Origin of the sequence: Pseudomonas sp. L-22-4S-12 (assembly GCF_009799935.1) — a bacterium.
Classification (GTDB): domain Bacteria; phylum Pseudomonadota; class Gammaproteobacteria; order Pseudomonadales; family Pseudomonadaceae; genus Aquipseudomonas.
In genome coordinates, this window is record NZ_WELL01000003.1 from 115,424 (window position 1) to 132,922 (window position 17,499).

Genomic DNA, 17,499 nt, shown 5'->3' on the forward strand with positions numbered 1-17,499 from the left:
GTTAGTGTCGTCGCCTCGGCGGGAGCGCGCCAGCCCGTGGTCACTTGGCCGGATAGTCGGCCAGCACCTGTTCCTGGCCGTCCTTGTCCAGGCCGATCACCTGGTAGGCATGCACCGTGCCGGTCTCCATGCCGGGCGAGCCATGGGGCATGCCCGGTACGGCGGCGCCGAGCAGGTCGGGACGCTGGCGCAGCTTGAGGATGTCGCTGGCCGGCACGTGGCCCTCGACGAACTTGCCGTCGATCACTCCGGTGTGGCACGAGGCCAGGCGCGGCGGTACGCCGAGGCGGCTCTTGACCGCGCTCATGTCGGTTTCGACATGGTCGTTGACCTGGATGCCGTTGGCTTCGAGGTGGCTGATCCAGGCCTTGCAGCAGCCGCAGTTGGCATCGCGGTGGACGTCCATGCTGATGGTTTCCGCGGCCTGGCTGGTGGCGGCGGCGAACAGGGCGGTGGCGAGCAGCAGGCGGCGCATGGCGGAGTCTCCGGAAGGTGGTCGCGGCAGGATAACGCCGCGCCGCGCACAGTCCCAGCGCCAGACTGTTTCAGTCTGCGAGTGCCGGGCCTATGCTCGGGGTCACCAATGTGAGGAGGGTTGCTCCATGCTGTCCGCGCGTATCTTCCTGGCCGTGCAGGCCCTGATCCTCGCCGGCTTCGGCCTGGCCTACCTGGTCAGGCCGCACGAGCTGGCCAACCTCAGCGGCATGCTGCTGATGGCGCCGGCGGCGATCACCGATGTGCGTGCCTATTACGGCGGCCTGCAGCTGGGCCTGGCCGCCTACCTGCTGCTGGCGCTGGCCCGCCTCGACCTGCTGCGCCCGGCGCTGAGCCTGCTGGTGCTGCTCTACGCCGCCCTGGCGCTGACGCGCATGGCCGGCCTGTGGCTGGACGGCGGCGCGCAGCAGACCTTCAACCTCTACGCCATGCTGTTCGAGGTGGTTTCGGCCGGGTTGGCGTTCTGGCTGTTGCGCCGCTCAGCGGCGGCGTAGGGCGTGGCTGCAGCGCAGCATGTCGAGCAGGGCGTCGACCAGCGGCTCGGCCTGCGCCGCCAGCGAGTCGCCGCCTGGCGCCAGCAGCCAGTTGGCCTGCAGGCCATGGATATAGCCGTGCAGGCACAGGGTGGCGCGGCGACAGTCGAGGTCGGCCGGTAACTGGCCCTTGCTGACCGCGTTGCGCAGCGACTTCTCGATACGTTCGTCGCACTCCAGGTGCAGCGCCTGCATCTTCTGCCGCAGGTCGCCCAGATCATCGGTGTACTCGCACTTGTGCTGCAGGATCTCCTGAACGCGCCGGGTCTGCGCGTCCAGTTCGAGGTTGCGCAGCAGGCGGGTCAGCAGCTCGCGGGTCTGCCCCAGCGGGTTGGGCTCGTCTTCACTCTCGCTGGCCTGGGCCAGCTCCTCCAGCGGCAGGTGCAGGCGTTCGAGCATGGCCTGGAACAGGTCGACCTTGTTCTCGAAGTGCCAGTAGATGGCGCCACGGGTCACCCCGGCAGCGCTGGCGATATCGGCCAGCGAGGTGCGGGAAACGCCGCGGTCGTGGAACAGCCGTTCGGCCGCGTCGAGGATCGACTGGCGGGTTTCTTCGGCTTCCTCTTTGGTGCGTCTGGCCATGGTCGGTGTTGTGTAAAGGTTGGGAAAAGTTGGCGACGGCGTCAGTTTTGCACGTTTACAAACATTCTAGTATGTAAGTATATTCGTTAGCTAGCTAAACACTTCCTTGCCCGCTCTGCCCCGGGTCATTCAGACATGAGGTCGATTCAGATGCTGAAGCAACCAGCCTCCGCCGCTGCGGTATCCGCGCTCGCGCTGGCCATACTGGCCCTCTCCGGTTGTGGCGAGGCGCCGACGCCGCCAGCCGCCCAAGTACCGCAGGTCGGCGTAGTCACGCTCGCCGCCCAGCCCTACACCCTGACCACCGAACTGCCGGGACGTACCGCCGCCTTCCGCATCGCCGAGGTGCGCCCGCAGGTCGACGGCATCATCCAGAAGCGCCTGTTCACCGAGGGCTCCGAGGTCAAGGCCGGCCAGCAGCTGTACCAGATCGACGCCGCCAGCTACGCCGCCAGCCTGAAGAGCGCCGAGGCCAGCCAGGTCTCGGCCCGCTCGCTGGCTGTGCGCTACAAGGAGCTGGTGGTGGACAAGGCGGTCAGCCAGCAGGCCTACGACGAGGCCGAGGCCGCCCGCCTGCAGGCCGAGGCCGCGCTGGAGAAGGCGCGCATCGACCTGCGCTACACCCGCGTGCTGGCGCCGATTGCCGGCCGCGTCGGGCGTTCGACGGTGACCGAGGGGGCGCTGGTCAGCAACGGCCAGAGCACGGCCATGGCCACCATCCAGCAGCTCGACCCGATCTACGTCGACGTCACCCAGTCCAGCGCCGAGCTGCTGCGCCTGCGTCGCGAGCTGGCCGCGGGCCAGCTGGAGCAGGCCGGCAAGGCCGCCAAGGTGTCCCTGACCCTGGAAGACGGCAGCACCTACCCGCACAGCGGCATCCTGGAATTCTCCGAGGTGTCGGTGGACGAGGGCACCGGCTCGGTGACCCTGCGCGCGGTGTTTCCCAACCCCGCGCACGACCTGCTGCCGGGCATGTTCGTGCATGCCCGCCTCAATTCGGCGGTCAAGCAGCAGGCCATTCTCGCCCCGCAGCAAGGCGTGACCCGCGACCTCAAGGGCCAGGCCACCGCGCTGGTGGTCGGCGCCGGCGACAAGGTCGAGCTGCGCCAGCTGCAGGCCGAGCGCACCAGTGGCAACCGCTGGCTGGTCAGCGCCGGCCTGCAGGCCGGCGACCGGCTGATCACCGAGGGCCTGCAGTACGTGCGCCCGGGCGACCAGGTCAAGGTCGCGCCGGCAGGCAACGTGGCCGCCGAGCCGAGCGAGCAGAGCGGTCTGGCCAAGCGCCACTGAGGAGAGCAGTAGATGTCCCGATTCTTCATCGACAGGCCGATCTTCGCCTGGGTGATCGCCCTGGTGATCATGCTGGCCGGTGGCCTGGCCATCCTCAAGTTGCCGATCAACCAGTACCCGAGCATCGCCGCGCCCGCCGTCGGCATCCAGGTCAGCTACCCCGGCGCCTCGGCGCAGACGGTGCAGGACACCGTGGTGCAGGTGATCGAGCAGCAGCTCAACGGCATCGACGGCCTGCGCTACATCAGCTCGGAGAGCAACTCCGACGGCAGCATGAGCATCACCGCCACCTTCGAGCAGGGCACCAACCCCGACATCGCCCAGGTGCAGGTGCAGAACAAGCTGCAGCTGGCCACCCCGCTGCTGCCGCAGGAGGTCCAGCAGCAGGGCATCCGCGTGACCAAGGCGGTGAAGAACTTCCTGCTGGTGCTCGGCGTCGTCTCCGAAGACGGCAGCATGGACAAGAACGACCTGGCCAACTACATCGTCTCCAACATCCAGGACCCGATCTCGCGGGCCAAGGGCGTGGGTGACTTCCAGGTGTTCGGTGCGCAGTACGCCATGCGCATCTGGCTCGATCCGGCCAAGCTGAACAACTTCCAGCTGACCCCGGTGGATGTGAAGAGCGCCATCGTCGCGCAGAACGTGCAGGTGTCCTCCGGCCAGTTCGGCGGCCTGCCGGCCTCGCCGGGCAACCAGCTGAACGCCACCATCATCGGCAAGACCCGCCTGCAGACGGCCGAGCAGTTCGGCGCCATCCTGCTCAAGGTCAACCGCGACGGCTCGCAGGTGCGCCTGCGCGACGTGGCCAAGGTCGAGCTGGGGGGCGAGAACTACAGCATCAGCGCCCAGTACAACGGCATGCCGGCCTCCGGCATGGCGATCAAGCTGGCCACCGGGGCCAACGCCCTGGATACCGCCCAGGCGGTGCGCGACACCATCAAGGAACTGGAGCCGTTCTTCCCGGCCGGGATGAGGGTGGTGTTCCCTTACGACACCACGCCGGTGGTCTCGGCCTCCATCGAGGGGGTGATCCACACCCTGGGCGAGGCCATCGTCCTGGTGTTCCTGGTGATGTTCCTGTTCCTGCAGAACCTGCGCGCCACTATCATCCCCACCCTGGCGGTGCCGGTGGTGCTGCTCGGCACCTTCGGCGTGCTGGCGATGTTCGGCTTCACCATCAACACCCTGACCATGTTCGCCATGGTCCTGGCCATCGGCCTGCTGGTGGACGACGCCATCGTCGTGGTGGAGAACGTCGAGCGGGTGATGGCCGAGGAAGGCCTGTCGCCGCTGGAGGCCACGCGCAAGTCCATGGGGCAGATCCAGGGCGCGCTGGTCGGCATCGCCCTGGTGCTGTCGGCGGTGTTCCTGCCGATGGCCTTCTTCGGCGGCTCCACCGGAGTGATCTACCGCCAGTTCTCGATCACCATCGTCTCGGCCATGGCCCTGTCGGTGCTGGTGGCGCTGATCTTCACCCCGGCGCTGTGCGCCACCCTGCTCAAGCCCGTCGCCCCGGGCCACCACGAGAAGCGCGGCTTCTTCGGCTGGTTCAACCGCAGCTTCGAGCGCGGCGTGCAGGGCTACGAGCGCGGCGTGCGCGCCATCCTCACGCGCAAGGCGCCGTACCTGCTGCTGTACGTGGTGATCCTCGGCGTGATGGCCTGGATGTTCACCCGCATCCCCACCGCCTTCCTCCCCGAGGAAGACCAGGGCGTGCTGTTCGCCCAGGTGCAGACGCCGGCCGGCGCCAGCGCCGAGCGTACCCAGGCGGTGGTCGACCAGATGCGCGAGTACCTGCTGGACGACGAGAAGGACACGGTGAAGTCGGTGTTCACCGTCACCGGCTTCAACTTCGCCGGCCGCGGGCAGAGCTCGGGCATGGCCTTCATCATGCTCAAGCCCTGGGGTGAGCGCACCGCCGCCGGGCAGAGCGTGGCCGAGCTGGCGCAGCGCGCGCAGCAGCACTTCTTCGGCCTGCGCGACGCCATGGTGTTCGCCTTCGCCCCGCCGGCGGTGATGGAGCTGGGCAACGCCACCGGCTTCAATCTGTTCCTGCAGGACCGCGCCGGGGTCGGCCACGAGGCGCTCAACGCCGCCCGCGACCAGTTCCTCCAGCTGGCCAAGCAGAACCCGGTGCTCAACCGCGTGCGCGCCAACGGCCTGCGCGACGAGCCGCAATACCAGCTGCTGATCGACGACGAGAAGGCCCGTGCCCACGGCCTGGCCCTGGCGGAGATCAACTCCACCCTGTCGATCGCCTGGGGCGCCAGCTACGTCAACGACTTCATCGACCGCGGGCGGGTGAAGAAGGTCTACCTGCAGGGCGAGTCGGAGGCGCGCATGGGCCCCGAGGACCTGAACAAGTGGTACGTGCGCAACGATGCCGGGCAGATGGTGCCGTTCAGCGCCTTCGCCAGCGGCGAGTGGACCTACGGCCCGCCCAAGCTGTCGCGCTACAACGGCGTGTCGGCGGTGGAAATCCTCGGCGAGCCGGCTCCTGGCCACAGCTCCGGCGAGGCCATGGCGGCGGTCGAAGCGATCGCCCGGCAGCTGCCGGCCGGGGTCGGCTACTCCTGGACCGGGCTGTCCTACGAGGAACGCCTGTCCGGCGCCCAGGCCCCGGCGCTGTACGCCCTGTCGCTGCTGGTGGTGTTCCTCTGCCTGGCGGCGCTGTACGAGAGCTGGTCGATTCCCTTCTCGGTGATGCTGGTGGTGCCGCTTGGGGTGATCGGCGCGCTGTTGTTCACCAGCCTGCGCGGGCTGAGCAACGACGTGTTCTTCCAGGTCGGTCTGCTCACCACCATCGGCCTGTCGGCGAAGAACGCGATTCTCATCGTCGAGTTCGCCAAGGAGCTGCACGAGCAGGGCAAGAGCCTGTTCGACGCGGCGCTGGAAGCCTGCCGCATGCGCCTGCGGCCGATCATCATGACCTCGCTGGCGTTCATCCTCGGCGTGGTGCCGCTGGCCATCTCCAACGGCGCCGGTTCCGGCAGCCAGCACGCCATCGGTACCGGGGTGATCGGCGGCATGTTCACCGCCACCGTGCTGGCGATCTTCTGGGTGCCGCTGTTCTACGTGCTGGTCTGCTCCCTGTTCAAGGACAAGCGCAGCAAAGATGCCATCAGAGAGGAGGCCGTCCAGTGAGGCAGTCCCTGTTGTCCCTTGCCGTCGCCAGCGTTCTGCTCGGCGGCTGCTCGCTGATCCCCGACTACCTGCGCCCCGCGTCCCCGGTGGACAGCGCCTGGCCGAGCGAGGCCGGCACCGCGCAGAGCGTGAGCGTCGCCGCCGACCTGGGCTGGCGTGCGTTCTTCAGGGACCCGGCGTTGCAGGGCCTGATCGACACCGCCCTGGCCAACAACCGCGACCTGCGCGTGGCCGCGCTGAACGTCGAGGCCTATGCCGCGCAGCGGCAGATCCAGCGCAGCGCGCTGTTCCCCAGCATCTCGGCCGATGGCGGTGCCAGCCGCCAGCGCCTGCCGGGCAGCCTGTCCGACGGCGGCGAGGCGGGCATCAACAGCCAGTACAGCGCGACCCTGGGTGCCAGTGCCTGGGAGCTGGACCTGTTCGGCCGCCTGCGCAGCCTCGATCAGCAGGCGCTGCAGCAGTACTTCGCCAGCGAGGAAGCGCGCCGCGCCACGCAGATCGCCCTGGTGGCCAGCGTGGCCAACGCCTGGCTGACCCTGCAGGCCGACCAGGAACTGCTGCAGCTGACCCAGGACACCCTCAAGACCTACCAGCAGAGTTTCGCCCTGACCCAGCGCAGCTTCGATGTCGGCGTGGCCGATGCCCTGGCCCTGGCCCAGGCGCGCAGCGCGGTGGAGAGCGCCCAGGTCAGCCTGGCGCAGTACAGCCGCCAGGTGGCCCAGGATCGCAACGCCCTGGTCGTGCTGCTCGGCAGCGGCAAGGCCGGCGGCCTGCCTGCCGGTCAGCCGTTGAACGACGACCTGCTGCTGGAGGTGCCGGCCGGCCTGCCGTCCGACCTGCTGCAGCGGCGCCCGGACCTGCGCCAGGCCGAGCACCAGCTCAAGGCCGCCAACGCCAATATCGGCGCGGCGCGCGCGGCGTTCTTCCCCAGCGTCAGCCTGACCGCCAACGCCGGCAGCCTCAGCCCGGACCTCGCCGGCCTGTTCGACGCCGGCTCCGGCAGCTGGCTGTTCCAGCCCAGCATCAGCCTGCCGATCTTCAACGCCGGCAGGCTCAGGGCCAGCCTGGACTATGCCGAGCTGCAGCAGGATATCCAGGTGGCCGGCTACGAGAAGGCCATCCAGGTTGCCTTCCAGGAGGTGGCCGACGGCCTCGCCGCGCGCGCCACCTACCAGCAGCAGCTGGAAGCCCAGCGCGCCCTGGTGAAGACCAACGAGGAGTACTACCGCCTGGCCGAACGGCGCTACCGCACCGGGGTGGACAGCTACCTGACCCTGCTCGATGCCCAGCGCCAGCTGTTCAGCGTGCGTCAGCAGCTGATCGGCGACCGCCTGGCCCAGCTGACCAGCGAGGTCGAGCTGTACAAGGCCCTCGGCGGCGGCTGGAACGAACAGACCCAGCTGGCGACCGCGCCGGCGCAGGACTGAACGTCCGCCTGAAACGAAAAAGCCCCGGCATGCCGGGGCTTTTTTGTGGGTGCGATCAGCGCCTGACCAGCAGCACGCCTGCTTCCATGTGATGGGTCCAGGGGAACTGGTCGAACAGGGCGCAGCGCTCGATGCGGTGGGTGTCGCTGAGCTGGGCGATGTTGGCGGCCAGGGTCTCCGGGTTGCAGGAGATGTACAGGATATTGTCGAAGCGCCGGGTCAGCTCGCAGGTGTCCGGGTCCATGCCGGCGCGCGGCGGGTCGACGAACACCGCGCCGAAGTCGTAGGACTTCAGGTCGATGCCGGCCAGGCGGCGGAACGGGCGCACCTCGTTGAGGGCCTGGGTCAGCTCCTCGGCGGACAGGCGCACCAGCTCGATGTTGTCGATGCCGTTGTCGGCCAGGTTGGCCAGGGCGGCATTCACCGAGCTCTTGCTGATCTCGGTGGCCAATACCTTCCTGACCCGGGTCGACAGCGGCAGGGTGAAGTTGCCGTTGCCGCAGTACAGCTCCAGCAGGTCATCCTCGCGTTCGCCGAGGGCATCAAAGGCCCACTGCAGCATCTGCTGGCAGACCAGGCCGTTGGGCTGGGTGAAGGCGCCTTCCGGCTGGCGGTAGCGGAAGCTGCGCCCGGCCACCTGCAGTTCTTCCTGCACGTAATCGCGGCCGATCACCAGGCGCTGGCCACGCGAGCGGCCGACCAGGCTGACGCCCAGGCTGGCCGCCAGCTGTTCGGCCTCGGCCTGCCAGGCGGCGTCCAGCGGACGGTGGTAGCACAGGGTGATCAGCGCATCGCCGGCCAGGGTGGTGAGGAACTCGACCTGGAACAGCTTGAACGACAACACCCGGCTGGCCTGCCAGGCCGCCTTCAGCTTGGGCATCAGCTCGTTGATGCGCAGGCTGGCGATGGGGAACTCGTCGATCAAAATCGGCGTGTGCTTGTCGCCGGCGGCGAACATCGCGTAGTGGCGCTCTTCCGCCTCGCGCCACAGGCGGAACTCGGCGCGCAAACGGTAATGCTCGCCCGGCGAGACGAACACTTGCGGCTCGGGGGCGGCGAAGGGTGCCAGCAGCTCGCGCAGGCGCGCCACCTTGTCGTTCAGCTGGGCGGCGTAGGCCGCCTGGTCTCGGTTCTGGCTCATGCGCTGGCGGTAAATCCGAATTTGATGACGAAGATCGCGGCGAGGATCACCAGGGCCGGGTTGAGTTCCTTGAAGCGCCCGGCCAGGGCCTTGATCAGCACCCAGCTGATGAAGCCGAAGGCGATGCCGTTGGCGATGGAGAAGGTCAGCGGCATGGCCAGGGCGGTGATCACCACGGGGGCGGCGACGGTGATGTCGTCCCAGTCGATTTCGGCCAGGCCCGAGGTCATCAGTACGGCGACGAACAGCAGCGCCGGGGCGGTGGCAAACGCCGGCACGGTGCCGGCCAGCGGGGCGAAGAACAGGGCCAGGAGGAACAGCACGGCGACCACGCAGGCGGTCAGGCCGGTGCGCCCGCCGGCGGCGACGCCGGAGGCCGACTCGATGTAGCTGGTGGTCGTGGAAGTACCGAGCAGCGAGCCGCCCATGGCCGCGGCGCTGTCGGCGATCAGCGCACGGCCCATCTTCGGCAGGTGGCCGTCCTTGCTCATCAGCCCGGCGCGCTTGGCCACGCCGATCAGGGTGCCGGTATTGTCGAACAGGTCGACGAACAGGAAGGCGAAGATCACGCTGATCATGCCCACGTCCAGCGCGCCCATGATGTCCAGCTGGAGGAAGGTCGGCGCCAGCGACGGCGGCATCGACAGCACGCCGCCGAACGGGGTGACGCCCAGGGCGATGGCCAGGGCGGTGACCGCGAGGATGCCGATCATCACCGCGCCGGTAACGCGGCGCGCTTCCAGGGCGACGATCAGGAAGAAGCCGAGGATCGCCAGCAGCGGGCCGGGTGCGTGCAGGTCGCCGAGGCCGACCAGGGTGGCCGGGTTGGCGATCACCAGGCCGGCTTCCTTCAGCGCGATCAGCGCGAGGAACAGGCCGATGCCGGCGGCGATGGCCGAGCGCAGCGGCAGCGGGATGCTGTTCACTATCCACTCGCGGATGCGGAAGATCGACAGCAGGAAGAACAGGGTGGCGGAGATGAACACCGCACCCAGCGCCACCTGCCAGCTGTGGCCCATGTGCAGGACCACGGTATAGGTGAAGAAGGCGTTGAGGCCCATGCCCGGCGCCAGGGCGATCGGGTAGTTGGCGATCAGGCCCATCAGCGCCGAGCCGATGGCCGCGGCCAGGCAGGTGGCGACGAAGATCGCGCCCTTGTCCATGCCCGTCTCACCAAGGATCGCCGGGTTGACGAAGAGGATGTAGGCCATGGTCAGGAAGGTGGTGACACCGGCGAGAATCTCGGTACGCACGTTGGTGTTGTGCGCCTTGAGTTGGAACAGCTTTTCCAGCATGTTGGCTCCCATGAACCGCTGCGTGAGTAAGGGGCGGACTGCGCGAAAGCAAAGCACAAAGGCCGCCGGTGTGAAGGAAAACGCCGGCAGATTCGAGCCAGATCCGGAAAAGCGGCGCATCATACCAGCTCACCTGCCAACGGTGAATTTATGACCGGACGGACAGCATTGGTCGCCGTCCGCAAGGAGAACCGCCATGACCCTGCGTGCCCTGATCGCCGTCGCCGACGGCGTGGAAGACATTGAAACCGTGACCCTGATCGACGTGCTGCGCCGCGCCGAGATCGAAGTGCTGGTGGCCTGCATCGAGAACCGGCGCATGTTCACCTGCGCCCGTGGCTCGCGGATCACCGCCGACGCCATGCTGATCGACGTGCTGGCCCAGGACTTCGACCTGATCGTCCTGCCGGGCGGCATGCCCGGTGCCCAGCACCTGGCCGAGCACGGCCCGCTGGCGCAGAAGGTTCAGGAGCAGGCCAAGGCCGGCAAGCTGTTCGCCGCCATCTGCGCCGCCCCGGCCCTGGCCCTGCAGGGCTACGGGGTGCTCAAGCAGCGGCGGATGACCTGCTACCCGGCATTCAGCGACCGCCTGTCCGGCTGCACCTTCGTCGATCAGCCGGTGGTGGTCGACGGCAACTGCATCACCAGCCAGGGCCCGGCCACCGCGCTGGAGTTCGCCCTGACCCTGGTCGAACAACTGGTCGGCAAGGCCAGGTGCAAGGCGGTGGCCGAGGCGATGCTGGTGCCCTGAGGGGCACTCAACCCTTTCATGCAGGGCGGGGCATCAGGATAGTGGCGGCGCCGGGTGCAGGCGGTCGCGTCGCGCCAGGCTGGGGAACAGCTTGATCCAGGTGCCGCAGATCAGCAGGGTGCCGGCGCCGCCGATGACCACCGCCGGCACGGTGCCGAACCAGGCCGCGGTGACCCCGGACTCGAACTCGCCGAGCTGGTTGGAGGCGCCGATAAACAGGCCGTTCACCGCGCTGACCCGGCCGCGCATGGCGTCCGGGGTTTCCAGTTGTACCAGGGTGCCGCGGATAACCATGCTGATCATGTCCGCCGCGCCCAATATCACCAACACTGCCAGGCTGAACCAGAACGAGGTGGACAGGCCGAAGGCGATGGTCGCCACGCCGAAGATCGCCACCGAGGCGAACATGATCGGCCCGGTGCGCCGCTCGATCGGGAAGTGCGCCAGCCACAGCGACATCAGCAGCGCGCCGACCGCCGGCGCCGAACGCAGCAGGCCGAGGCCCCAGGGCCCGGTGAGCAGGATGTCCTTGGCGAATACCGGCAGCAGCGCGGTAGCGCCGCCGAGCAGTACGGCGAACAGGTCGAGGGAGATCGAGCCGAGTACGTCCGGCTTGCTGCGGATGAAGCGGATTCCGGCCAGCAGCGACTCCAGCGAGGCGCGTTCCTTGCGCAGCACCTGGCCGCGGGCGCGCAGGCCCAGCATCAGGGCGCAGGCCATGACGTAGAGCAGCACGCCGGGGCCGTACACCCACTGCGCGCCGAAGGCGTAGAGCAAGCCGCCGAGGGCCGGGGCGACTATGGTCGCCGCCTGCATGGCCGAGGCCGAGGCGGCCACGGCACGGGGGAACAGCTCGGCCGGCACCACATTGGGCAGCAGCGCCTGGGTTGCCGGCATCTCGAAGGTGCGCGCCAGGCCGAGGAGGAAGGCCAGGGCGAAGATCAGCTCGCGGCTGACGCTGTCGGTGCTGCTGCCGAGCAGCAGCGCCAGCGCCACCAGGGCCTGCAGGCTCTGGCAGGCGGCGGCGATCTTGCGCCGCTCGAAGCGGTCGGCGACATGCCCGGCATGCAGCATGAACAGCAGGCGCGGGAGGAATTCGGCGAGGCCGACCAGGCCCAGGTTGAGCACGCTGCCGGTGAGCTGGTAGAGGTGCCAGCCGATGGCCACGGTGAGCATCTGGAAGCCGCTGGCGGTGAAAACGCGGGCCAGCCAGAAGGCCAGGAACGGCTTGTGCTGGCGCAGGCTAAGGTCGGACATGGCGGCGAGATGCTTAGGCGGCTAACGAGGTTCGCCAGCCTAGCATGGCTGGCGGCTGCCAACGTTGCCATTGGCGCAGGCGGTGTTCGTCAATCGAACGTGTATGCAGCGGATGACTCAACCTGGCTTGCGGATGTCGGCGTGAGCGGCCGTAGGGCACGCATGGCGCACCCTACGACAGATGTTTGGCTTGCCCTCCTCAGGCGCAGCAGTCGCGGCTGTCCAGGGCTTCCAGCAGGCGGCAGTGTTCGGCGTGGCCGCTCTGGCAGCCGGCGATCTTGTTCAGCTCGGCCTGCATGCTCTGCAGGTCGCGGATGCGCGCGGCGATGGTTTCCAGGTGTTCGCGCACCATCTGGTCGGCACTGGCGCAGGGGCTTTCGGGGCGGGCGGCGAGATCCAGCAGGCTGCGGATTTCCTCCAGGCTGAAGCCCAGCTCGCGGCCGCGGCGGATGAAGCGCAGGCGGCGCACGTCCATCGCCTGGTAGTGGCGGTAGCCGGCGCTGCTGCGTTGCGGTTCGGGCAGTAGACCGGAGCGCTCGTAGAAGCGGATGGTCTCCAGATTGACGCCGCTCTCGCGGCTGAGGGCGCCGATGGTAAGAGGCTTGTCCATGCTTGACTCCGTAGCGACTACAGGGTTTAGCCTAGTCTGCACCTGAACCAAGGAGATGCCAAATGGGCGCTCATTGCTGCAATCACGACCAGGAGGTCAGCCGCTCGCGGCGCTACCGCAAGATCCTGTGGATCGCGCTGGCGGTCAACTTCGCCATGTTCGCCGTGGAAATCGGCGCGGGGCTGCGCGCCGGCTCGGTGTCGCTGCTGGCCGACTCGCTGGACTTCCTCGGCGATGCCGGCAACTACGCGATCAGCCTGTGGGTGCTCGGCATGGGCCTGGTGCTGCGGGCCCGTGCCGCGCAGTTCAAGGCGCTGTGCATGCTGCTGTTCGGCGTCGGCGTGCTCGCCACGACGATCTGGCAGCAGTTGCAGGGCGGCGTGCCGAGCGCGCCGACCATGGGCCTGGTCGGGCTGCTGGCGCTGTCGGCCAACGTCGGCGTGGCGGCGCTGCTGTATGCCTACCGCGAGGGCGACAGCAACATGCGCAGCGTCTGGCTGTGCTCGCGCAACGATGCCTTGGGCAACCTGGCCGTGCTGGCAGCGGCGCTGGGCGTGTTCGGTACCGGCAGCGCCTGGCCCGACCTGCTGGTGGCGGCGATCATGGCGGCGCTGGCGATCAGCGCGGCGATCCAGGTGTTGCGCCATGCCCGCGAGGAGATCAGCGAGGAGCGGGGTTCCAGCCATGCGTAGCGCCGCCCGGGCCGCCCTGGCGGCTGCCTTCGCCGAGGCCCGCCACGCCCTGCGGGCGGGCGAGGCGCAGGCCGCGCTGCGCAGCCTGGAGCGGGCGCATATCCTCGGGCAGCGCCTGCCGCTGGCCCATGCCGAAGCGCACTGGTTGATGCTGCGCGCCGGCTGGCAGGCGCGCGACTGGCGCGAGGTGCTCGGGCAGCTGCCGCGCATCGTCGCCGCGCTGCTGTTCTCGCGGATCTGGGTGCCAGTCGGCAACAGCGGCCGGGCGCGGGTCAGCGCATTCCAGCCGATGCCGCTCAGCGCGGAGCTGAAGCGGCTGCTGGAGTAGGTTGGGTTGAGCGCAGCGAAGCCCAACAGGTGGGGTTTAGGTGGTGATCGTTGGGCTTCGTCGCTGCGCTCCTCAACCCAACCTACGGGCGCTCAGGCCAGGCCCATGCCCCACTTGATGGCATAGGCCAGCAGGCTGACCGCCGCCACCCCGCCCAGCCAGAGGACGGCGAACCAGGCCAGGCGCTTGGCCAGCGGCGGTTTCGGCGCGTCCATCAGTGGTAGCCCTCGCCGACCCGTACCTTGCCGCGGAACACCCAGTAGCTGTAGGCGGTGTAGATCAGGATGATCGGCACCATGATGGTCACCCCGACCAGGGCGAAAGCCTGGCTGCTGGCCGGCGCCGAGGCGTCCCAGATGCTCAGCGACGGCGGCACGATATTCGGCCACAGGCTGATGGCCAGGCCCGTGTAGGCCAGGGCGATCAGCGCCAGGGTCAGCACGAAGGGCTGCTTGTCCTTCTTCAGCGCGATGGCGCGGACGATGCCGAGCACGGTCACCGCCACCAGGGTCGGTACCGGGATGAAGTAGAACAGGTTGGGCAGGCTGAACCAGCGCTGGGCGATGGCCGGCTGGGTCAGCGGCGTCCAGATGCTCACCGCGCTGATGAACAGGAGCAGCAGGCAGGTCAGCGGCAGCATCAGCCGGTACATCTTGTGCTGCAGGCGGCCCTCGGTCTTCATCAGCAGCCAGGCGCAGCCGAGCATGGCGTAGCCGACCACCAGCCCGGCACCGCAGAACAGCGGGAAGGGCGCCAGCCAGTCGAAGGCGCCACCGGCGAACTGGCGGTTTTCCACCTTGATGCCCTCGATAAAGGCGCCCAGCACCACGCCCTGAGCGAAGGTTGCGGCGATCGAGCCCCAGATGAAGGCTGCGTCCCACACGTAACGGGTGCGCTTGGCCTTGAAGCGGAACTCGAAGGCCACGCCACGGAAGATCAGGGCGATCAGCATGATCACCAGCGGCAGGTACAGCGCCGTGAGCACCACCGAGTAGGCCAGCGGGAAGGCGGCGAACAGCCCGGCGCCGCCGAGGACCAGCCAGGTCTCGTTACCGTCCCAGATCGGCGCCACGGTGTTCATCATGGCGTCGCGTTCTTCCTTGTCGCGGAAGAAGGGGTAGAGGATGCCGATACCGAGGTCGAAGCCGTCCATCACCACGTACATGAGGATGCCGAAGGCGATCACCCCGGCCCAGATCAGCGGCAGGTCGATAGTCATGGGCGTTGCTCCTGTTCATCGTCGACGCTTTCATCGGCAGCCGAAAGCGGTCGCGATGGCGTGCGCGGGTGGCCGGGGCCGGCTTGTTCTTCCACGGCGTGGCTGTGCAGCAGGCCGAGCACCGGGCCCTTGCGCATCATGCGCAGCAGGTAGGTGATGCCGACGCCGAACACCGCCAGGTAGACCACCACGAAGATGCCCAGGGTGGTGCCCATCTGCCCGGCACTGTGGTTGGACACCGCGTCCGAGGTGCGCAGCAGGCCGTAGACCACCCAGGGCTGGCGGCCGACTTCGGTGGTGACCCAGCCGGCGAGCAGGGCGACCAGCCCGGCCGGGCCCATCAGCAGCACGAAGCGCTGCAGTCCCGGCGACTCGTACAGCCGCCCGCGCAGGCGCAGCCACAGGCCGAGCACGCCGGCGAGGATCATCAGCAGGCCGAGGCCGATCATCACGCGGAAGCTCCAGAACACGATGGGTACGTTGGGCCGGTCTTCCGGTGCCCAGTCCTTGAGGCCCTTGATCTCGCCGTCGAGGTCGTGGGTGAGGATCAGGCTGGCCAGGCGCGGGATGCCGATGGCGTACTTGGTGGTTTCCGCTTCCATGTCGGGGATGCCGAACAGCAACAGCGGCACGCCCTTCTCGGTGTCCCAGTGGCCTTCCATGGCGGCCACCTTGGCCGGCTGGTACTTGAGGGTGTTGAGGCCGTGCAGGTCACCGATGAAGGCCTGCACCGGCGCCACCAGCAAGGCCATCCACAGGGCCATGGAGAACATCATGCGGGTGGCCGGGTCGCGCTTGCCCTTGAGCAGGTGCCAGGCCGCGGTGGCGCCGACGATGAAGGCGGTGCTGAGGAAGGCCGCCACCGCCATGTGCGCCAGGCGGTAGGGGAAGGACGGGTTGAACACGATGTCCCACCAGCTTTCCGGGTAGAAGATGCCGTCGACCAGGCTATGGCCCTGCGGCGTCTGCATCCAGCTGTTGGAGGAGAGAATCCAGAAGGTCGAGATCAGCGTGCCGATGGCCACCATCAGGGTGGCGAAGAAGTGCAGGCCCTTGCCCACCTTGTTCAGGCCGAACAGCATGATGCCGAGGAAGCCGGCCTCGAGGAAGAAGGCGGTGAGCACCTCGTAGGTCAGCAGCGGCCCCATGATGCTGCCGGCCGCCGTGGACAACTGGCTCCAGTTGGTGCCGAACTGGTAGCTCATCACCACCCCGGAGACCACACCCATGCCGAAGGCCACGGCGAAGATCTGCAGCCAGAAGCGGTACAGGTCGTAGTAGACCTCGTTCTTGGTCTTCAGCCACAGGCCTTCGAGTACGGCCAGGTAGCTGGCCAGCCCGATGCTGATGGCGGGAAACACGATGTGGAAGGAGATGGTGAAGGCGAACTGCAGGCGCGCCAGTTCCAGAGCGTCCAGGCCAAACATAAAGGGCCCCTCGATAAATTGATCTGGGTCAATCATCTGCGCATTACGACTTTCGTCGTAGTCGGCGGATTGTCGCACCAGGCAATTTGTCGCAGGGGCCGTGCCGTCCCTCCCGCTGACGGGGCAGGGGGCGTTACAGCTGGCCCTTGAGCGCGGCGCTGAACAGCGCCGCGCAGTCCGCCTCGCTCAGCGGTTGCGGGTTGCCGGCGGCGGAGGGGTCGACCACCGCCATCTGCGCGATCAGCGCGGCCTGGCTGTCGTCTACGCCCAGCTCGGCCAGGCTGTGCGGCACGCCGGTGTCGCTGCGCAGGTGCATGACCAGTTCGAGGAAACTGTCGAAACCGGGGTTGAACAGGCCCAGGTAGGCGGCCAGGCGGGTGATGCGTTCCTCGATCACGCGGCGGTTGAACTTCAGCACATAGGGCATCAGCACCGCGTTGGTCATGCCGTGGTGGGTGTCGTACAGCGCGCCGATCGGGTGGGCCAGGGCGTGCATGCCGCCCAGGCCCTTCTGGAAGGCGGTGGCGCCCATTGCGGCGGCGGCGAGCATGTCGGCGCGGGCGTCGAGGTCGTCCGGCTGCTTGACCGCGCGCACCAGGGCGCCGGCCACCAGGCGCATGCCCTCCACCGCGATGCCGTCGGCCAGCGGGTGGAAGCCCGGCGCGCAGTAGGCCTCCAGGCAGTGGGAAAAGGCGTCCATGCCGGTGCCGGCGGTGATGAAGGCCGGCATGCCGACGGAGAGCGCCGGGTCGCTGATGACGATCTTCGGCATCATCTGCGGGTGGAAGATGATGCGCTTGGTGTGCGTGCGCTCGTCGGTGAGGATGCCGGCGCGGCCGACTTCCGAGCCGGTGCCGGCGGTGGTCGGCACGGCGATGATCGGCGCGATGCCCTTGGGGTCGGCGCGGGTCCACCAGTCGCCGACATCCTCGAAGTCCCACACCGGTCGTGTTTGCCCGCTCATGAAGGCGATCAGCTTGCCCATGTCCAGGCCGCTGCCGCCGCCGAAGGCGACCACCCCGTCGTGCTGGCCGGCGTGGTAGGCGGCGAGGCCGGCGGCCAGGTTGCTTTCCACCGGGTTCGGCTTCAGCTCGCTGAAGCAGGCGGCGCCCAGGCCGGCGGCCTGCAGCGCGGCGAGGGCGGCGGTGGTGATCGGCGCGCTGGCCAGGCCGCGGTCGGTGACCAGCAGCGGGCGCAGCATGCCCAGGCTCCGGCACAGCTCGGGCAGCTCCTGGATGCGGCCGACGCCGAAGCGTACCGAGGTGGGGTAGTTCCAGTTGGCGGTCTTGCTCATGGCGGGCTCCC

General features: G+C 68.3%; 17 protein-coding genes. 7 read left to right on the forward strand and 10 right to left on the reverse strand.

All coding sequences use genetic code 11. The features are described from left to right. Positions 1–40: 40 nt before the first annotated feature. Positions 41–475 carry a DUF411 domain-containing protein gene (locus tag F3I16_RS09790; protein ID WP_160493488.1) on the reverse strand — a complete coding sequence of 145 codons (435 nt, stop codon included), beginning with the start codon at positions 473–475 and terminating at the stop codon, positions 41–43. A gap of 127 nt (positions 476–602) precedes the next feature. On the opposite strand from F3I16_RS09790, the gene F3I16_RS09795 reads away from it, so the two are divergent. Then, positions 603–989: a DUF4345 family protein gene (locus F3I16_RS09795; protein WP_160493489.1), complete on the forward strand. Its 387-nt coding sequence runs from the start codon at positions 603–605 to the stop codon at positions 987–989. Here the strand turns inward: F3I16_RS09795 and F3I16_RS09800 are convergent. Further along, positions 975–1,610, reverse strand: coding sequence for a TetR family transcriptional regulator (locus F3I16_RS09800; protein WP_160493490.1), 636 nt, complete (start codon positions 1,608–1,610; stop codon positions 975–977). The genes F3I16_RS09795 and F3I16_RS09800 overlap by 15 nt on opposite strands. 150 nt (positions 1,611–1,760) lie before the next feature. On the opposite strand from F3I16_RS09800, the gene F3I16_RS09805 reads away from it, so the two are divergent. From F3I16_RS09805 to adeC, 3 genes are read left to right on the forward strand one after another with little or no spacing between them, the layout of a single operon-like run. Continuing rightward, complete coding sequence (locus F3I16_RS09805; RefSeq protein WP_160493491.1) at positions 1,761–2,900, forward strand: efflux RND transporter periplasmic adaptor subunit; 1,140 nt, start codon at positions 1,761–1,763, stop codon at positions 2,898–2,900. A gap of 12 nt (positions 2,901–2,912) precedes the next feature. Beyond that, entirely contained in the window at positions 2,913–6,047 is a 3,135-nt protein-coding gene (locus tag F3I16_RS09810; protein WP_160493492.1) for an efflux RND transporter permease subunit, read from the forward strand. Continuing rightward, the gene (adeC, locus tag F3I16_RS09815; RefSeq protein WP_160493493.1) at positions 6,044–7,474 is read left to right on the forward strand and encodes an AdeC/AdeK/OprM family multidrug efflux complex outer membrane factor; all 1,431 of its coding nucleotides are present in this window, start codon (positions 6,044–6,046) and stop codon (positions 7,472–7,474) included. The genes F3I16_RS09810 and adeC overlap by 4 nt, the downstream gene beginning before the upstream one ends. Before the next feature lie 55 nt (positions 7,475–7,529). Here adeC and trmA read toward each other — a convergent pair whose 3' ends face one another. Together trmA and F3I16_RS09825 are read right to left on the reverse strand one after the other, a co-directional pair. Then, positions 7,530–8,615, reverse strand: a complete 1,086-nt coding sequence (gene trmA, locus F3I16_RS09820; protein ID WP_160493494.1) for a tRNA (uridine(54)-C5)-methyltransferase TrmA — start codon at positions 8,613–8,615, stop codon at positions 7,530–7,532. Further along, positions 8,612–9,910, reverse strand: coding sequence for an NCS2 family permease (locus F3I16_RS09825; protein WP_160493713.1), 1,299 nt, complete (start codon positions 9,908–9,910; stop codon positions 8,612–8,614). The genes trmA and F3I16_RS09825 overlap by 4 nt, the downstream gene beginning before the upstream one ends. Before the next feature lie 196 nt (positions 9,911–10,106). Here F3I16_RS09825 and F3I16_RS09830 point away from each other — a divergent pair, with 196 nt between their 5' ends. After that, positions 10,107–10,661 (forward strand): DJ-1 family glyoxalase III, encoded by a 555-nt coding sequence (locus F3I16_RS09830; protein WP_160493495.1) that lies wholly within the window; start codon positions 10,107–10,109, stop codon positions 10,659–10,661. A 33-nt stretch (positions 10,662–10,694) separates the two neighbouring features. On the opposite strand, the gene F3I16_RS09835 is transcribed toward F3I16_RS09830, so the two are convergent. Then, on the reverse strand, positions 10,695–11,918 hold the full coding sequence (locus F3I16_RS09835) for an MFS transporter (protein WP_160493496.1): 1,224 nt from the start codon (positions 11,916–11,918) through the stop codon (positions 10,695–10,697). 199 nt (positions 11,919–12,117) lie between these two features. Continuing rightward, positions 12,118–12,528, reverse strand: coding sequence for a MerR family DNA-binding protein (locus F3I16_RS09840; RefSeq protein ID WP_160493497.1), 411 nt, complete (start codon positions 12,526–12,528; stop codon positions 12,118–12,120). Positions 12,529–12,590: 62 nt separating this feature from the next. Here F3I16_RS09840 and F3I16_RS09845 point away from each other — a divergent pair, with 62 nt between their 5' ends. Together F3I16_RS09845 and F3I16_RS09850 are read left to right on the forward strand one after the other, a co-directional pair. Further along, on the forward strand, positions 12,591–13,220 hold the full coding sequence (locus F3I16_RS09845) for a cation transporter (protein WP_160493498.1): 630 nt from the start codon (positions 12,591–12,593) through the stop codon (positions 13,218–13,220). Next, a complete protein-coding gene (locus tag F3I16_RS09850) occupies positions 13,213–13,548 on the forward strand; it encodes a DUF3703 domain-containing protein (RefSeq protein WP_160493499.1) in 336 nt (111 codons plus the stop codon). The genes F3I16_RS09845 and F3I16_RS09850 overlap by 8 nt, the downstream gene beginning before the upstream one ends. Positions 13,549–13,640: 92 nt before the next feature. On the opposite strand, the gene F3I16_RS21080 is transcribed toward F3I16_RS09850, so the two are convergent. The 4 genes from F3I16_RS21080 to F3I16_RS09865 all read right to left on the reverse strand — a co-directional run bounded on the left by F3I16_RS21080 (position 13,641) and on the right by F3I16_RS09865 (position 17,488). Further along, on the reverse strand, positions 13,641–13,763 hold the full coding sequence (locus tag F3I16_RS21080) for a DUF2474 domain-containing protein (RefSeq protein ID WP_218573202.1): 123 nt from the start codon (positions 13,761–13,763) through the stop codon (positions 13,641–13,643). Next, positions 13,763–14,767: a cytochrome d ubiquinol oxidase subunit II gene (gene cydB / locus F3I16_RS09855; protein WP_160493500.1), complete on the reverse strand. Its 1,005-nt coding sequence runs from the start codon at positions 14,765–14,767 to the stop codon at positions 13,763–13,765. The genes F3I16_RS21080 and cydB overlap by 1 nt, the downstream gene beginning before the upstream one ends. Next, entirely contained in the window at positions 14,764–16,194 is a 1,431-nt protein-coding gene (locus tag F3I16_RS09860) for a cytochrome ubiquinol oxidase subunit I (RefSeq protein WP_160493501.1), read from the reverse strand. The genes cydB and F3I16_RS09860 overlap by 4 nt, the downstream gene beginning before the upstream one ends. A 133-nt stretch (positions 16,195–16,327) precedes the next feature. Further along, the gene (locus tag F3I16_RS09865; RefSeq protein WP_160493502.1) at positions 16,328–17,488 is read right to left on the reverse strand and encodes an iron-containing alcohol dehydrogenase; all 1,161 of its coding nucleotides are present in this window, start codon (positions 17,486–17,488) and stop codon (positions 16,328–16,330) included. Positions 17,489–17,499: the final 11 nt, after the last annotated feature.

Coding starts and splice junctions, on each gene's coding strand:
- F3I16_RS09865 (WP_160493502.1), bottom strand. CDS start 17,488: ATGAGCAAGACCGCCAACTGGAACTACCCCACCTCGGTACGCTTCGGC.
- F3I16_RS09845 (WP_160493498.1), top strand. CDS start 12,591: ATGGGCGCTCATTGCTGCAATCACGACCAGGAGGTCAGCCGCTCGCGG.
- F3I16_RS09860 (WP_160493501.1), bottom strand. CDS start 16,194: ATGTTTGGCCTGGACGCTCTGGAACTGGCGCGCCTGCAGTTCGCCTTC.
- F3I16_RS09790 (WP_160493488.1), bottom strand. CDS start 475: ATGCGCCGCCTGCTGCTCGCCACCGCCCTGTTCGCCGCCGCCACCAGC.
- F3I16_RS09810 (WP_160493492.1), top strand. CDS start 2,913: ATGTCCCGATTCTTCATCGACAGGCCGATCTTCGCCTGGGTGATCGCC.
- F3I16_RS09805 (WP_160493491.1), top strand. CDS start 1,761: ATGCTGAAGCAACCAGCCTCCGCCGCTGCGGTATCCGCGCTCGCGCTG.
- F3I16_RS09795 (WP_160493489.1), top strand. CDS start 603: ATGCTGTCCGCGCGTATCTTCCTGGCCGTGCAGGCCCTGATCCTCGCC.
- trmA (WP_160493494.1), bottom strand. CDS start 8,615: ATGAGCCAGAACCGAGACCAGGCGGCCTACGCCGCCCAGCTGAACGAC.
- F3I16_RS09830 (WP_160493495.1), top strand. CDS start 10,107: ATGACCCTGCGTGCCCTGATCGCCGTCGCCGACGGCGTGGAAGACATT.
- F3I16_RS09850 (WP_160493499.1), top strand. CDS start 13,213: ATGCGTAGCGCCGCCCGGGCCGCCCTGGCGGCTGCCTTCGCCGAGGCC.
- F3I16_RS09835 (WP_160493496.1), bottom strand. CDS start 11,918: ATGTCCGACCTTAGCCTGCGCCAGCACAAGCCGTTCCTGGCCTTCTGG.
- F3I16_RS09800 (WP_160493490.1), bottom strand. CDS start 1,610: ATGGCCAGACGCACCAAAGAGGAAGCCGAAGAAACCCGCCAGTCGATC.
- F3I16_RS09840 (WP_160493497.1), bottom strand. CDS start 12,528: ATGGACAAGCCTCTTACCATCGGCGCCCTCAGCCGCGAGAGCGGCGTC.
- cydB (WP_160493500.1), bottom strand. CDS start 14,767: ATGACTATCGACCTGCCGCTGATCTGGGCCGGGGTGATCGCCTTCGGC.
- F3I16_RS09825 (WP_160493713.1), bottom strand. CDS start 9,910: ATGCTGGAAAAGCTGTTCCAACTCAAGGCGCACAACACCAACGTGCGT.
- F3I16_RS21080 (WP_218573202.1), bottom strand. CDS start 13,763: ATGGACGCGCCGAAACCGCCGCTGGCCAAGCGCCTGGCCTGGTTCGCC.